Origin of the sequence: Paenibacillus sp. JGP012, from assembly GCF_014203995.1 — a bacterium.
Lineage (GTDB): Bacteria > Bacillota > Bacilli > Paenibacillales > Paenibacillaceae > Paenibacillus > Paenibacillus silvae.
In genome coordinates this window covers 23,050-38,556 of record NZ_JACHKG010000026.1, presented here as the reverse complement: position 1 = coordinate 38,556, position 15,507 = coordinate 23,050, and the positions used below count along the sequence as shown (strand labels likewise).

The window sequence follows — 15,507 nt, the reverse complement described above, 5'->3', positions numbered from 1 at the left end:
TCGTGGATACAGGAAAGGAAGAAGTTATGGGTTTACAAGAACAGAAACATCATTTCAGTGTGAATCTGCTGGATTGGTACATGATCAATCGCCGGGATTTGCCTTGGCGCCGCCACAATAATCCGTATTTTACGTGGGTTTCGGAAATAATGCTGCAGCAGACAAGGGTGGATACGGTGATCCCGTATTTTAACCGTTTTATTACGAATTTTCCGACTGTGCAGGCACTTGCAGAAGCGCCGGAGGAAGAGGTGCTGAAAAACTGGGAAGGACTCGGATATTATTCCCGTGCACGTAATCTTCAGGCAGCTGCGCAGCAGGTCATGGAGCTGCACGGGGGAGAGATGCCGCAGGACAAGCAGAGTGTATTTGCGTTAAAAGGGGTCGGCCCGTATACTGCCGGGGCTATTCTCAGCATTGCCTTCAACCAGCCGCAGCCAGCGGTGGATGGCAATGTTATGCGGGTGTTATCCCGATATTTCCTCATAGATGAGGATATTATGAAGGGCAGCACCCGGGTGTTGATGGAGGAGCTCGCGACAGAGCTCATCCCTGAAGGGCGGGCGCGTGATTTCAATCAGGCGCTGATGGAGCTTGGCGCGCTGGTGTGTACACCCAAAGCGCCGCACTGCTTGACTTGCCCGGTGATGGAGCAATGTTCCGGCAGAATTGCCGGAAGAGAGCTTACACTGCCGGTCAAGACCAAAGCCAAGCCGCCGCGCCCTGAGCAGCGGCTGGTTGCCCTGGTGGAAGGCAGCGGTGTCCATCGCGGCCGTGTGCTTGTGCGCCAGCGTCCGGAGACGGGCCTGTTGGCCCGGATGTGGGAGCTGCCGCATGTGCTGGCGGCGCCTGCCGCAGCGGGTAAGGCGGCAGCGCCGCTGGCGGATGAGCCGGCCATGGCGCTGCTGGCCGGCAGTCTGTGGGCGGAAGGCTTTGCTGCCCGCCCGGAAGGGCTGGCTACCCATGCGGAGCATGTGTTCAGCCATATTGTTTGGAGCCTGCAGGTGTACAAGTGCACCGAGCAGGACCTGGGCAGTGAGCTTCCGCTGATTGCCGCGGAAGCAAGAGCCGCCTACGATGCACAGGCGGCGTCACAGGCAAGTTCAGCGGCTGCTGTCACTGGACAGTTGCAAATCTCCGCTGAACCCAAAGCGGATGCTGAGTCTACATCTGCAGCGGCAGATGTATCAGCACCAGGCACAGCCTATACGGAGAGCCAATCGGGCTCACTCCCTGAAAATAACAAGCCAATGTCAGCCTCCACCACCGCTAACGCGTCACAGGAAGTGCTGACAGGCAAAGGCGACGGCCTCACTTATCAATGGATCGGCTCCGAAGACATGGAGAAGCTGGCTTTTCCAAACGTCTTTCTAAAGCTGCTTCGCAACTATTTCGCCGGGGCTTATGATGAATTAGCCGAATAATGAGAATGCAACTAATGAAGTATGCAAGAGTTGCGGTGTTTGAATATGCCGCGGTGTGCAAATAAGCGATAGCGTATGCGAACGAGCCGCACCAAAGTAACCAAGGAATTCCCAGCCGCTGCAGCCCGACCTGTGCTGTCGCAACGATACTCTTCATGTGATTCGCGGTGAAAATGCAACCAAGGAAGTATGCAAGTATGCTGCGGTATGCGAATAAGCGATAGCGTATGCGAACAAGTGACAGCACCAAAGTAACCAAGAAATTCCCAGCCGCTGCAGCCCGACCTGTGCCGTCGCAACGATACTCTTCATGTGATTCGCGGTGAAAATGCAACCAAGGAAGTATGCAAGTATGCTGCGGTATGCGAATAAGCAATAGCGTATGCGAACAAGTGACAGCACCAAAGTAACCAAGAAATTCCCAGCCGCTGCAGCCCGACCTGTGCCGTCGCAACGATACTCCGCATGTGATTCTCGGTGAGAATGGAACCATGGAAGTATGCAAACATGCGGGGTATGCGAATAAGCGATGGCGTACGAGCGACAGCACCCAAGTAACCAGTGAATTATACTCCGCGTGTGATTCTTGGTGAGAATGCAGCCAAGGAAGTATGAGAGCATGCTGCAGTATGCAAATAAGCGATAGCGTATGCGAACAAGTGACAGCACCAAAGTAACCAAGAAATTTTCCTCTGTGTGCTCTGATGTGCAAAAGAGTCACAGTAGGCGAGTAATCAGTAGAGTTTGCGAGTGAGTCGGGTGTGAAAGTAACTAAGTAAAGCAAATGGATGGACAGGCTGTAGTGGGCAAGAAGATCCTAAGTTGGTCAGCGCTAACGATTCCCAGACACCTTATTTTGCTGAATTATGGGGATTCTAAATTTTAACGATTCTGAGAGACCTTATTTGGTTCAAAATTGCTCATCAGGAGCATTTTAGAGCCAAAAATGGGTAAATAGCGTTTCTGGAGATCGTTAGAATTTCGATAGGCCGAAAAACGGGCAAATAGCGTTCCTGAGAATCGTTAGCGCAACGGGAGATGATGTGAAGGTGCCGTGGAGGTATCAAGTATGTTAACCAGAAGGTGAGGGTGGCGAGAGACGTTGCAGTCTGCTGCATATTATAGGGATGTCAGGCATTCAGCATCGGCGTTTTAACTTACAGATGTTCAAAAAAACATCGTAATCGCGCATTCGTGGTGCGGCAGCAAAAGTAATGCTCTCCCGGCCGCTGCGAGAAAACCGTCCGCAGCCCAGCATATGCGCCCAAAGCGCCCAGCCGCTGCAACCCAGTGAGTGCTGGGACAGCACCCAGCCGCAGCGGCCCCGGGAGTATCATCGCAGCCCCAGCCGCAGTAGCCCCGCGAGTGACAGCACGCAGCCCCAGCCGCAGTAGCCCCGCGAGTGACAGCACGCAGTACCAGCCGCAGTAGCCCAGTGAGTGCCACCGCCGCCCCAGCATAGCGGCCCCATGCGAGTGCCGTCGTAGCACCCAGCCGTCACCGCACGCAAGTGGCACCGCAGCAACAAGCCGCCATAGACCAGCAGTGCCACCGCAGCACCCAACTGCCGCTGCGTAGCAAATGCCCTCAGAGCGCCTCGCCGCCTCGCGAGTGCCCCCGCACTGCCCAGCCGCCCGGCCTGTGCTCTTCGCATCGCAGTGCGGACCAAGCACCTCCTGCGCACTTGCACTCCCTGCCCAGACGTATTCCTGCATGTCAGCCCATCGCTGCCCGGCATAACTCAAAAAGAGCCTGCATTGATCCTAAGGACCAATGCAGGCTCTTCTATCTGAACAGCAATTATTTTGCTGCAGCGTAACGTTTGTTCACTTCATCCCAGTTGATTACGTTCCAGAATGCGGAGATGTAATCAGGGCGTTTGTTTTGATATTTCAGGTAGTAAGCGTGCTCCCATACGTCCAGACCCAGAACTGGAGTCAGACCTTCAAAGAGCGGGCTGTCTTGGTTAGGCGTGCTAGTGATGGACAATTTGCCATCTTTGCCTACAACGAGCCATGCCCAGCCGGAACCGAAACGAGTAGTTGCTGCTTTTGCGAAGTCTTCTTTGAACTTGTCAAAGCCGCCCAGTTCGCTGTCGATCGCTGCTGCGATGTCACCTGTAGGTGCGCCGCCGCCGTTTGGTCCAATGATTTCCCAGAACAAGCTGTGGTTAGCATGTCCGCCGCCGTTGTTGCGAACCGCTGTGCGGATGCTTTCCGGTACGCTGTCCAGGTTAGCAATCAGATCTTCCAAGCTTTTGCTTTGCAGTTCAGGAGCGCTTTCCAGAGCTGCGTTCAAGTTAGTTACGTAAGTGTTGTGATGGCGATCGTGGTGGATTTCCATCGTTTGTGCATCGATATGTGGTTCCAGTGCATCGTTAGCGTAAGGAAGTGCTGGTAATTGAAAAGCCATAGTGAAATACCTCCTGAGATTTTGTTGTTGGTTGTTAAGGTACATATGTAATAATACCCTTGCCTCTATTATTAAACCGCATTCGGGATAATTAATCAACATTTTTGTTTATTAAGTATCCTGAATCATAGTTAATGAAAATCCAGGCCAGAGATAACAAACATATTTTACCCGATATGAAATATATTATGATATTTTGACGAAAAAAATCGTTAAAATTGTATTCACTTCAATGTAAACGTTTACAATAAAGCGCTTTCAGAAGAAAATGCGTGTTTTATGGAGTAAAGTATGGTTTAATTGACGAAGAAGCGGTATTTTCTCGTTTTTTGTCATTATATGAACATCGGGTTTTTGGTAAAAGGGGACCCCCTTTTTTGTAAAACCTCATCTAAGCTAACGAAAAGGGAGATTTAAGACATGCACGTTCGTTCCTTTCAGTTGAGTGATGCAAGCCAGATGACGGAGCTTCTCCAGGTTGCACTATCGGAAGAGTGTTATGAGAACACGATGGGCCCGTTTGCCCGTCAATTGTCATGGGATTCTGACCTGATCATGGTTGCTGAAGAAGAGGGAGACCTCGTCGGTGCCTTGATCGGTACGATTGATCAAAACCAGGGATGCATCTATCGTATTGCGGTTCATCCAGACTATCGTCGCCGCGGTGTCGGCAAAACACTTGTCGAGGCTATGGAGCAGCGGTTCCAGCAGCGCAAAGTCAGCCAGATTTGGGTGGCCGGTGATGAGCACAACAAAGCAGCCATGCCTTTGTACGAAGCAATGGGGTATGGTGCCAATAAGATTCTGAGTGCTTTCCAGAAACTTAGTATTTTGTCCAAGGCTTAATCGGTGCAGGTGAATTCGGTGTAGTTAGACAAAGAAATATAAGAGTGTTATTTCATATTAGGCATATCTGTTCACGCATCAATGGCGTGATGGATATGCCTTTCTATTTGGTTGAGGAGGCAGCGCCAGTGATGCCTCCCTGTTTTATTTTTCCCGGAACGTGTATTAAAGAGTGTGTGTTTTGCGCATGCTGGTGGGCATCTCCAATTGTTTCGGACTACCAAATAGAGTAGACTGAAAGGGAGTATGACCCTGGGTTACACGTGTAATCTACAAACTGATAAATGAGGTGTCTCTTTGAATTCCAATTTTTCTTCGATAGAGCCTTCAACCATGGAGGAGCGGGAATCCGACCGGAAATCTGCTCCTGGGCCATCAGGAAAGTCGTGGACAGCCGAGCTGTGGGATTGGGTGAAGACGATAGTGGTTGCGTTTGTAATCATGATGCTGCTGAACCTGTTTGTGTTTAATCTGTCGATGGTCAAAGGGCAGTCCATGCAGCCAACGTTGGTGGAGCGCGATCGTCTGTTTGTGAACAAGATGGTGTATCATTTCGACGAGCCGGCCCGGTCGGATGTCATTGTGCTGCGTGATCCAAGCGAAGATGTGGGCAGGAAGGATTATCTGGTGAAACGAATTGTTGGTCTGCCGGGAGATACGATTGAGGTCAAGGACCACCTTTTATATGTAAATGGCGTGAAGCAGGCGGAGAGTTATACCGACATTGAGGTGCAGGACCCGGATTTCGGGCCGATCACACTGGAGCCGGATCATTACTTCGTGATGGGAGATAATCGTCATGAGGGCAAAAGCAAGGACAGCCGCATGTTCGGAAGCATCACTTCCAGTGAAATTGTCGGCAAAGCCGAGTTTATTTTCTGGCCATTCTCGGAGATGAAAAAGCTGTAAAATGTTGGAGCACAACAACTTCAGAGCGCATTTTGCGTTTAACTATACGGGCACGTAGGCTGTAAATGCACTTTATGCAAGAAATATAGGTATATAGCGAAGCGCCTGATCTCCCTCCGTGAGACGGGCGTTCCTTGTTTACCGATTACGTGCCTGAGAGAAGAGAGGGAAGAGGAAATGACGAGCGTACGGACCGGGGCAGCACAGGCCGCCTCCGTATGGGAGACGTTAAAGCAGGAGATCAAGGCTGCAGGCCCGGAACTGGGCATAGATGATATTGGATTTGCTTCAGCTGATCCGTTTGTGTCACTGAAATCACTGCTGGAGCAGTCTCGCGATAAGGGGTATGCGTCAGGTTTTGAGGAGCCGGATATTGAAAAAAGAGTGCATCCCGCCCTTCAAGGCGGCGAGCCTGCTTCCCTGATTGCCATAGCCGTGGCTTATCCGTCCAAAATGATAAATCCGCCGAAGTCGGAGCCAGGCGCGTACCGCGGCATTTTTGCTCGTTCGGCGTGGGGACAGGACTATCATCAGGTGCTGCGCACGGCGATGGACAAGCTGGTTAGCTTTATCCGCGAGCGTGTGCCGGAGGCGATGATCGAAAGCATGGTGGACACGGGAGCGCTTGTGGATCGTGCGGTCTCGCAGCGTGCCGGAATCGGTTTTAGTGCAAAAAACTGCGCTATTATCTCGCCAAAATTCGGTTCATGGATATTCCTTGGCGAGCTTGTGACGAATATTCCGTTCCCGCCAGATACTCCCGTGACTGAGGATTGCGGGGAATGCACGAAATGCATTGATGCCTGTCCTACAGGTGCGCTGGTTGGCCCAGGTCAATTGAATGCGCAGCGCTGCATTTCTTTTCTGACTCAGACCAAAGGGTTCCTGGATGAGGAGTTTATGCTGAAAATAGGCAACCGTCTGTACGGTTGTGATACATGTCAGATTGTTTGTCCGAAAAATCGGGGCAAAAACTGGGATCACCATCCCGAGTTTCATCCCGATCCGGAGGTTGTAAAGCCTTTGCTGCTGCCGCTGCTGGATATTGGCAACCGTGAGTTCAAAGAACGCTTCGGTCAAAGCTCCGCCTCATGGCGGGGCAAAAAGCCGATTCAGCGTAATGCGGTCATTGCACTGGGCAATTTCAAAGACAAAAGCGCTGTACCCAAATTAACACAGGTACTGAAGCGTGATCCGCGTCCAGAGCTGCGGGGAACCGCCGCCTGGGCGCTGAGCAGAATTGGAGGAGAAGACGCCATGAGAGCTATAGGGGAAGCTGCCGCGATCGAACAAGATGGTAACGTGCTAAGTATGCTGCAGAAGGCCAAGGAGCGACTGATGTCGTCCACTGCCTTACCCGAACAGCCGCAGGCTGGTAATGCAAGCAAGCTAGAGAGCAAGAGCGAAGGCGTGCTTGAGCGTACAACGGAAACAAATGGTGAGCAGTCTGCATCTACAGACAAGTCGGGGGAAGCCGCTGCATGGAAGCCGTCCCCGGTGACCGGACTTCACGGCAAGCCTGTATATTATGATGAGCTGCTCACACCAATCGGTACACTTACGTTGTGCGCAACCGATGAGGGGCTGTGCCATATTGATTTTGGGGCTTTCCATGTACGGGAAGCGCACCTGCAGCAGTGGGCACGTACCTGGATCGGTGAATACCGATACGAGAAAAATGAAGAGAAGCTGAGCGAAGCTGCCAAGCAGCTGCGGGAGTATTTTGCAGGGGAAAGAAAGACGTTCGACTTGCAGCTTGAGCGGTATGGGACTGCATTCCAGCTACAGGTTTGGCAGGTTCTGTCCGATATATCTTATGGAGAAGCCTTAACTCACCAAGAGGTTGCGGAAAAGATCGGCCGGCCCAAGGCTGTACGCGCAGTTTTGGATGCCATTAGCAAGAACCCTATTCCGATTGTTATTCCCTGTCATCGCATGAGCGGTAAAGATGGCACCCTGGTGGGTTACGTAGGCGGTCTGCAAACCAAAGAGCAATTGCTCACATTGGAGCAGCAAACGTAAGAGCGGGGGACGTTCATGAAGTATGTAAACGTGGAAAGCGTGGAGGCGGGAGAGATTCTGGGCAAGACGGTATATTCCAGCAACGGTACGGTTTTGCTGTCTGCCGGGGTCCAGCTCACCGTGTTTATGGTCAATACGCTGAAGCGTATCGGGGTTACCACGCTGTACATCCAGGATGAAGCATATAAAGATGTAGAGATAGAAGATATTCTGGATGAAGCTACGAAACGGGCCATTATCAATGAGATGAGCGTAACGCTTGAAGCGGTGAGGTCTGGAAAAGAATGGAGTCCGAAAAAAGTTTCGCTCAGCATCGACAAGCTGCTGAATGATGTGCTGAACGGGCGTGAGCTGCTCGTTCAATTAACGGATATCCGTACCAAGGATAATGCACAGTATGTTCATGCCATGAATGTATGTTTGTTGTCATCGGTGATCGGACTGAATATGGGCCTCAATTATAATCAGCTCAAGGATCTGGCTGTAGGCGCGCTGCTGCATGACATTGGAAAAGTAGGCGAGCCGTCTGGCGGCAGTGCTACTTCAAAGCTGCATCATACCTGGCGCGGCTTTGAAGTAATCAAGAACAAGCGGGAGTTTAGTCTGCTTGTCGCACATACTGCACTGCAGCATCACGAACATGTAGACGGCAGTGGAATACCTAGAGGCATCACCGGTAAGGACATACATCTGTTTGCCAAAATCGTAAGTGCAGCCAACATCTATGATAATCTGATCAACGGTCTGTCGGGTAACAGTCTGCTTCCACACGAAGCGTGTGAAGAGATGATGGCCATGTCGGGAACAAAGCTGGATCGGGATATTCTGATTGAGTTTAACAAAAGTGTATCCGTGTATCCCAACGGAACGGCTGTCCGGCTGTCTACCAAGGAAACCGGTGTTATCGTCCGTCAGCATCGAGGACTGCCGGGCAGGCCGGTTATCCGGATAGCACGGGGCAGCACACGTTTTTCTCTGGATGTCATAGAGGTAGATCTGGCGAAGCAGACGACGGTCTTTATTGAAGGTGTGCTGATCTAAGCCATTTATCTGGAAAATGCGTTTGCTCACGGCGTGTGGAAATGCTATGATAACTCTCAGGAAATCCGGTCGGTGTCATGTATGCATTATCGAGATAAATGATCATGAATCATGATGTTTACTGGCACAGATCAGCAGGTTTTTTAGATTGCATACAGAGGTGTCTAAGAGATGGATATTGTAATACCGATTATTACATTGATTGTAGGTCTGGTCGGTGGATTTTTCATCGGGGTGTTCTACCTGCGTAAACAGCTCGAGAAAATGCAAAGCGACCCTGAGATGCTGCAGAAGATGGCAAAGCAGATGGGCTATAACCTGAACGGCAAGCAAATGCAGCGTGCCCAGCAGATGATGAAGAATCAGCAGCCAGGTGCGAAAATGCCTCAGCCGAGTCAACATCCTGCGCGTAAAAGCTCGGGCCGCCGAAAATAATAGCCGTAGGCGGTTAAACCGCTTGCATGATGTGGTTCGAAAGGAGGCGCTTGGCAATGGCTGGCGTTAAAGATTATTTGAATTCCAAAGTATCCGACAATCGGGAGAAGATCGAGTATCATGTCGAACAGATTCTCAAATTGATTGGCGAAGATAGTACACGTGAAGGGCTTTTGGAAACGCCTGCACGGGTAACCCGGATGTACGAAGAGATTTTTGGCGGATATGAGGTTGATCCCCGTGACGTGCTGGGTGTCACCTTTGACGAGAATCACGAAGAGCTGGTCATCGTTAAAGATATCGTGTACTACAGCCAGTGTGAGCATCATATGGCACCATTCTTCGGCAAAGTACATATTGGATATGTACCGAGCGGCAAGATTGTTGGTCTAAGCAAGATGGCACGTCTGGTCGAAGCGGTAACACGCCGTCTTCAGGTACAGGAGCGTATCACCTCTCAGATTGCCGACATCCTGACAGAGGCCGTAGAGCCGCATGGTGTGATGGTCGTAGTTGAGGGCGAGCACTTGTGCATGTGCGCACGTGGCGTGAAGAAACCTGGCAGCAAGACTGTAACTTCGGCTGTACGTGGATCTTTCCGTGATAACCCTGCACAACGTGCGGAGTTTCTGTCTTTGATAAAAGAGTAAGGTTAGATAAGCCGAGTTCCTTGGGGAACCGGCTTATTTATATATAACGTTATGCCTGGCACGATGTGCCTGTTATGTTGTAATGAAGTATGAATTCAACAGTCGGAGGTTATGGATGATGAGTATACCTTCCCAATCCGATCAACGTCCCGAACCGGGGAAGAGTGGTGCGGCTGAACGTAGGATTGCTGCTGCCAAGCATTCGTCGCTGCGCTTGCAGATATGGGAAACACCGCTTATGCGTCGTGGAAGTAGTGTGCTTGACGCATTTGCGTGGGAAGAAGTCATGTGCAGACGGGTGGGGTCAGGGCATTTGCCTGTGGCTCATATATGGCGTCACCCGGATGCCTTTGTAGCCGGGCTGCGTGACCGTAGACTGCCTCTTGCAGTTGAAGCGATGGAACGTATTCGAGGTGAGGGGTCTGCTGTATGTGTTCGGCCTTCAGGTGGAGCGGCCGTTCCTTTGAATCCGGGAGTTGTGAATGTGTCGCTGATTCTGCCTAATCCGGGGCATGCCATCAATATCCATAATGATTTTCGCGAGATGGCTTCAATCATTGCCGAGTCATTAACTCCTTGGTCAGCTCAGGCGCAGACGGGAGAAGTACAGGGGGCCTTCTGTCCCGGGGATTATGATGTCAGCGTAGGTGGACTGAAGTTTTGCGGTATCGCTCAGCGGCGGCAGGCGAAAGCTTACATTATTACTGCGTTTATCATTGTGGAGGGTCAGGGAGATGAGCTTGCGGCAGCAGTTCGCAGATTTTATGATGAAGCCTCGGGCGGAGCGGCAGAAGGATATCCGGAGGTGAAACCCGGCACGATGGCAAGTTTGCAGGAGCTGGCAGGCGTTCCTTCGACGGCGGCATATACGGCATCTCTGGTGCGCACGCTGCGCAGCAGGTATCCGCATGCCGGGACGGAGCGGGTGCTTTCTGTTCATGCGGATGAAGTGCAAGTGACGGCAGAGCAGATGAAATCGCGATATGACTGAGTTCTTTTTCATCAGGCTTGGAATTGGGTAACAGAGATGGTATGATGTGATTTCGGAAGGAGAGGATTAGAGTGGAAACATTGAGATATACATACCTGTATGAAGTCATTTCAACAGGTGAAAAGTCAGAGTTCAGCCAAATGGCAACCAGCAAAGAAGAGGCTGCTGCCCTGATTGTGGCACGTATCGCCGATCTGGAGTTCACAGAGGAGTCCGATATCAAGCTCGGTGATCTGATTGCGATTAGCAAACAGGTTGGCGACAACTATGTAGCATGTGAGGGCTGCGCTTCTTAACATAGGTATCTTATGTATGAAGTGTAATATGAAGTGAATTATGAGGTGAATCTCTTATATGAGATTCGCCTTTTTTGTTTGTGCTGAATGAAGAGGGTCAGGTTATACAGATGGCACCTTCTGTCCAGAACAACCTGTAACACGTGCTGAAGTTGTGACCATGATCAACAAATTAATCGGTCTTCAGCCAGCTTCAGCAGCGATTAAAGCATGGTCTGATGTTCCTGATACCCACTGGGCTTATCAAGCCATTGAGGCCGCATCCATTAAAGAATAAAACATACGGATTGTGTGCGTGCATGTGGGTGGGAGATGCGCATTGCATTTAAAAAAGAGATATCGTTCAGTCTTTCGACTGGAGATATCTCTTTTAAATTTACAATAGTTTGTTATCGTATTCTCATACTACATAATGCCCTGTGCTTTAATAAGGCGGCCACAGCAGCTTGCGTGCGGCTTCGTAACGCTCAGCTACAGCAGGCCAGTAGACGACATTCCACCAGTCCTCAATATACTTTTTGCGCTCGTTCTGATGTTTGAGATAGTAGGCGTGCTCCCATACATCCAGCGGCAGGAGCGGTACGATGTCGGATTGGGAAAGGTTCTGATGTTTCTCTGCCTGCAAAATCTCCAAGCGATGCGCTCGCGGACTCCATACAAGCATCGCCCAGCCGCTGCCCTCGACCTTGTTGGCCGCTTCGGTGAATTGATTTTTGAACGCCTCGTAGCTGCCGAAATCACGTTTGATCTGCTCTGCGAGCATGCCTTCAGGCTTGCCGCCACCTGCGGGGTTCATAATGGTCCAGAAGATCGTATGCAGATAGTGCCCTGCCCCGTTAAAAGCAAGCTCACGCTCCCAATGCTTGACAAGCTCAAAATTGTTCTTTTTACGAGATTCAGCAAGCTTCTTCTCGGCCGTATTCAGTCCGTCCACATAGGATTGATGGTGTTTGTCGTGGTGAATACGCATCGTCAGTTCGTCAATATGCGGCTCCAGTGCATTGTATGCGTAAGGCAGGGGAGGCAGCGTATGCCCGCCAATGGGAACCGGCTTTTCTTTAACCGTGGAAGCACTCGTTAAAGGCTCAGTTGAAGCACTGCCGCCAGCAGAAGGCTGAGGGGATGCAGATTGCGTCTGTACAGTAGAAGTGGGAGCTGCATTTTTTTGGATGGTGGAACTGGATTGAGTTTCTTTGGCTTCACGCCAAACCTCCTTGTTGTCATCTGAACGGGTGCTGTGCAGTGCGTTCTCCAGCAGCGTGGATGATGATGGTGCTTCGCGCAGGATGCCGGGCTGGCTCAAGGTTTCAAGTACCCCCAGGAAATACTCTGATTCACGGATGATATGCAGAATTACAGTTTGAGCAAGTGGAAGCGCACGTACAGCGGCGCTTTGCTCCAGCATGACATACAGCTGTTTAATAAACGCCCTGGACTGATCCTGTGCTGCCGAGACGAGCTGATCAATGCAGCGCATGATATAAGGAGCCGGCGGATGGGTTGCGGGCAGCAGCTGCTTGATCAGCTGATTCGCTGCTCGTTCGCTGCTCGCAAAGGCTGCCTCCCATTCCTCCAGCAGCTTCACATAAGCAGGCTCCAGGTCAGGAACCAGTGCCCGAATCAGGAGGGTATGTTCTTTTTCCTGCCCCTTCCAGAAACGGATTTCTTCCAGTGTCCGCAAAGGCAGCAGACGGCCATATTCGTCGCAGTTCATATTCAGTGGACCTCCAATCCTGCATTTTTAATTCTTAATTCATCGTACAAGCTTCCATCGTACAAGCTTTCATCGAGCAATCATCGAGCAATCATGAAGCGATCATCAAGTAACCTTTCATCATTCCACGCAGTCTACGTTCATTTATGCTATATAAGTTGAACTAAGGATTCTACACAATCCACTCCGATGACAGAACAACCTTCCAATCGCTGTTATCCCCAGATTTTTTGGATTCCCTTTTCCAAAGGGAAAAATCCGGTGATAAAGGCGACCGCTCCGCTTTTTCAGGTTTTTTCTGTCCTCTCCGTTCACGTGTAAATAAATTGTTCAGCTTATATAGCTCAGTCTCAGGCAGTATATTCAGGGAGCGTGTTGTCCTATGTGCATGCAAAAAAAGAGCCCCTTCGGGGGCTCTGAACACGTTCACTGAGCTTTGCAGCGTGGATCACGCTAACAAAGTTCATCTATAAATGTTAGTTTAACGCACATTATTACTTGCGCTTTGCTGCACATCGTCACTGCTGGTCTTGGTCACATGACTCAGGAAAGTCGAAACACGGCGTAAATATTCCTTCGGATGCTCCCTGAAAATCAACTCGTGATGCGCGTCCTTCACGATCCATTCCTCCGAATATGGATTGGTCTGATTGGCGGCAAGCTGCTCGGCAATTGGATAAGGAGCCTTCTCGTCCTCCGTACCGTGGATAAAGAAGATCGGGAACGAATAGTCCTTTTTCTTCACTTCCTGATACGGAATCTGTTGCAGACCTGTCCCGTTCAGCACAGGGAAGAGCAGCTTCATAATCTCCAGTGTAGGCTGGCGCGGCAGATTGATCTGATTATGAATGTTATGGTAGAGCGTGTCCGGCTCCAGCAGGAACGTGCTGTCCAGAATCATGGCATCTACTTCATTCGTCAGCAACCCGGTCTGCAAAGCGGTGCCTGCTCCCATGGAGAATCCCCATACGACCAGTTCCTGCGCTCCGCGCTGCTTCGCGAATTGAATAGCACCAAGCAGCTGCTGTGACTCGGCTTTACCGCCTGTAGCTACAGCTCTGTTGATTTGAGAGGCAAAGCCGTAATCAAACATCACAACATTGAACCCGAGCTGGTGTGCGTAGTGGGCCAGATCATACATCGGCACCCAGGTTTCCTCGCGGTTGGCGCCATAGCCATGACTGAAAATAATCGTTTTACCCGAGTCATTACTAGCGGGAATATACCAGCCCTGCATCGTGCGGCTGCCGTCTGCTGCCGGGAAGGTGATATCCTCGTATTTCATGTTTTTGGCCTGCATGGGATTCGAGAAAACCGGTGCGACTGTAGGGTTCGAAAGCACCCATGCAATATAACCGTGTAAGGCAATAAAACAAAACAACAGGAAAAATACAACGGAGAGCAGCAACGCTACGACAATATGTTTAAACCGAATCAGCCTTGGTGACAACGAAGAGGGCAGATCGGACACTTTGGTATGCAGCGGGGCTTCGCTCTGGGATGTCGAATACATGCACGCCCCTCCTTTACAATTCAGTTAAGCGAAATTCAGTATACGATTACAACGGGCAAACAACAGCTATTTATTTTACTTAAAATCAAGCATACATCCTGATGCTAAAGTCATGCTTTAGCATGAATTAATTAAATGTGTTCCTATCTTTATCGTATGTTCCGATATAGTTAAAGTCAATTGATTAGCGCCATTTGTTACGCAATTGTTATATAGTTCTTTAGTTGTATAGATAACATTTCCATAGTGTGAAATTTACAGGAGATTAAGTTGCATGAGAGATGCGTAAAATGGCATGTTATTTTCAAGTTTTCGCCAGCTTTATCACTCTTTCCGGTTTACAGATGAGACCGTTTCTCATATAATTTATGTAACCAAGTTTCATGTGATGAAACATGAGGGGGGCATCATGCCATGGAAGACCGCAAGTTAACCGTCCGGGCTGTAGAACGGGCGCTGGATATATTACTATGTTTTACCACGCGCAGTGATCTTGGACTCACCGAAATTGCCAGCCAGATCGGTTTGCACAAAAGCACAGTGCATCGCTTGATGGCTACGCTGGAGGATAAGGGCTTTGTCATTCGTGATACGGCCACGGAGAAATATCGACTGGGCATTCGCATCTGGGAGCTGTCTGCCCATATGTCACGCAGTGATGATCCTGCGATTCTGCTGCTGCCTGCGATGGAGAGGCTTCGGGATCGTTTGGGTGAAACGGTGAGTCTCTACCTTCGAGACGGCAGCGAGCGGATTCGGATTCAGGCGGTACAGAGTGATCAGGCCATTCGCCGGGTTGCGCCTGTAGGGGCCAGATTGCCGCTTTCCGTAGGAGCTTCCAGTAAAGTGCTGATGGCATTTGCCACGGAAGAGGACCGCGAAGAGCTGATGAACGGCCCGGAATGGCCCGTATTTATCGACCCGGCCGTGTATCTTTCGCAGATGGAAGACATCCGGGAGAGCGGGTATGCTACGAGCTACGAAGAGCGTGAGCCTGGAGCGGCTGCGGTGTCCGTACCGATTATGGATCGCAGGGGCAGCATTGCGGCAGCGCTTTCTGTGTCTGGCCCGGTCAGCCGGCTCTCACAGGAGACACTGCATGAGTATGCACCCGTGCTGAAGGAAGCGGCAGCGCAGATGGGACTTATGCTGTCGTAAATTCGTTGGCGTACTTTTGTTGGAGTGAAATTGGCTCCAATATTTTGTTCCAATAGAGTTTGTGCTAACGGGCTTTTGCTCCTGTTCCATCGGAAC

14 protein-coding genes and 1 pseudogene are annotated in these 15,507 nt (G+C 50.5%); 11 read left to right on the top strand and 4 right to left on the bottom strand.

All coding sequences use genetic code 11. From position 1 onward, the window contains the following. Nucleotides 1–26: 26 nt before the first annotated feature. Nucleotides 27–1,424: an A/G-specific adenine glycosylase gene (gene mutY, locus HNR77_RS23400; protein ID WP_184189717.1), complete on the top strand. Its 1,398-nt coding sequence runs from the start codon at nucleotides 27–29 to the stop codon at nucleotides 1,422–1,424. Nucleotides 1,425–2,591: 1,167 nt separating this feature from the next. Here mutY and HNR77_RS23395 read toward each other — a convergent pair. Beyond that, the gene (locus tag HNR77_RS23395) at nucleotides 2,592–2,870 is read right to left on the bottom strand and encodes a hypothetical protein (RefSeq protein ID WP_184189715.1); all 279 of its coding nucleotides are present in this window, start codon (nucleotides 2,868–2,870) and stop codon (nucleotides 2,592–2,594) included. Nucleotides 2,871–3,224: 354 nt separating this feature from the next. Beyond that, complete coding sequence (locus HNR77_RS23390) at nucleotides 3,225–3,836, bottom strand: superoxide dismutase (protein ID WP_184189713.1); 612 nt, start codon at nucleotides 3,834–3,836, stop codon at nucleotides 3,225–3,227. Between the two features lie 420 nt (nucleotides 3,837–4,256). Here HNR77_RS23390 and HNR77_RS23385 point away from each other — a divergent pair, with 420 nt between their 5' ends. The 9 genes and pseudogenes from HNR77_RS23385 to HNR77_RS30835 all read left to right on the top strand — a co-directional run. Beyond that, on the top strand, nucleotides 4,257–4,682 hold the full coding sequence (locus HNR77_RS23385) for a GNAT family N-acetyltransferase (RefSeq protein WP_090924581.1): 426 nt from the start codon (nucleotides 4,257–4,259) through the stop codon (nucleotides 4,680–4,682). Between the two features lie 333 nt (nucleotides 4,683–5,015). Beyond that, complete coding sequence (gene lepB / locus HNR77_RS23380; protein WP_111272861.1) at nucleotides 5,016–5,591, top strand: signal peptidase I; 576 nt, start codon at nucleotides 5,016–5,018, stop codon at nucleotides 5,589–5,591. A 177-nt stretch (nucleotides 5,592–5,768) separates the two neighbouring features. Beyond that, a complete protein-coding gene (gene queG, locus HNR77_RS23375; RefSeq protein WP_184189711.1) occupies nucleotides 5,769–7,613 on the top strand; it encodes a tRNA epoxyqueuosine(34) reductase QueG in 1,845 nt (614 codons plus the stop codon). 15 nt (nucleotides 7,614–7,628) lie between these two features. Continuing rightward, a complete protein-coding gene (locus tag HNR77_RS23370) occupies nucleotides 7,629–8,654 on the top strand; it encodes an HD-GYP domain-containing protein (RefSeq protein WP_184189709.1) in 1,026 nt (341 codons plus the stop codon). A gap of 171 nt (nucleotides 8,655–8,825) precedes the next feature. Further along, nucleotides 8,826–9,089: a YneF family protein gene (locus HNR77_RS23365; RefSeq protein WP_111272854.1), complete on the top strand. Its 264-nt coding sequence runs from the start codon at nucleotides 8,826–8,828 to the stop codon at nucleotides 9,087–9,089. Between the two features lie 56 nt (nucleotides 9,090–9,145). Further along, the gene (gene folE / locus HNR77_RS23360; RefSeq protein ID WP_111272853.1) at nucleotides 9,146–9,739 is read left to right on the top strand and encodes a GTP cyclohydrolase I FolE; all 594 of its coding nucleotides are present in this window, start codon (nucleotides 9,146–9,148) and stop codon (nucleotides 9,737–9,739) included. Nucleotides 9,740–9,857: 118 nt separating this feature from the next. Continuing rightward, on the top strand, nucleotides 9,858–10,730 hold the full coding sequence (locus HNR77_RS23355) for a lipoate--protein ligase family protein (protein WP_184189707.1): 873 nt from the start codon (nucleotides 9,858–9,860) through the stop codon (nucleotides 10,728–10,730). 71 nt (nucleotides 10,731–10,801) lie between these two features. Beyond that, nucleotides 10,802–11,026: a hypothetical protein gene (locus HNR77_RS23350; protein ID WP_090924575.1), complete on the top strand. Its 225-nt coding sequence runs from the start codon at nucleotides 10,802–10,804 to the stop codon at nucleotides 11,024–11,026. A 97-nt stretch (nucleotides 11,027–11,123) separates the two neighbouring features. Next, nucleotides 11,124–11,180: pseudogene (locus HNR77_RS30835) on the top strand (S-layer homology domain-containing protein); the annotation flags it as partial. 270 nt (nucleotides 11,181–11,450) lie between these two features. Here the strand turns inward: HNR77_RS30835 and HNR77_RS23340 are convergent. After that, the gene (locus HNR77_RS23340; protein WP_184189705.1) at nucleotides 11,451–12,740 is read right to left on the bottom strand and encodes a Fe-Mn family superoxide dismutase; all 1,290 of its coding nucleotides are present in this window, start codon (nucleotides 12,738–12,740) and stop codon (nucleotides 11,451–11,453) included. A gap of 481 nt (nucleotides 12,741–13,221) precedes the next feature. Then, nucleotides 13,222–14,253, bottom strand: coding sequence for an alpha/beta hydrolase (locus tag HNR77_RS23335; protein WP_184189703.1), 1,032 nt, complete (start codon nucleotides 14,251–14,253; stop codon nucleotides 13,222–13,224). A 414-nt stretch (nucleotides 14,254–14,667) separates the two neighbouring features. On the opposite strand from HNR77_RS23335, the gene HNR77_RS23330 reads away from it, so the two are divergent. Beyond that, a complete protein-coding gene (locus tag HNR77_RS23330) occupies nucleotides 14,668–15,411 on the top strand; it encodes an IclR family transcriptional regulator (RefSeq protein ID WP_184189701.1) in 744 nt (247 codons plus the stop codon). Nucleotides 15,412–15,507 lie beyond the last annotated feature (96 nt).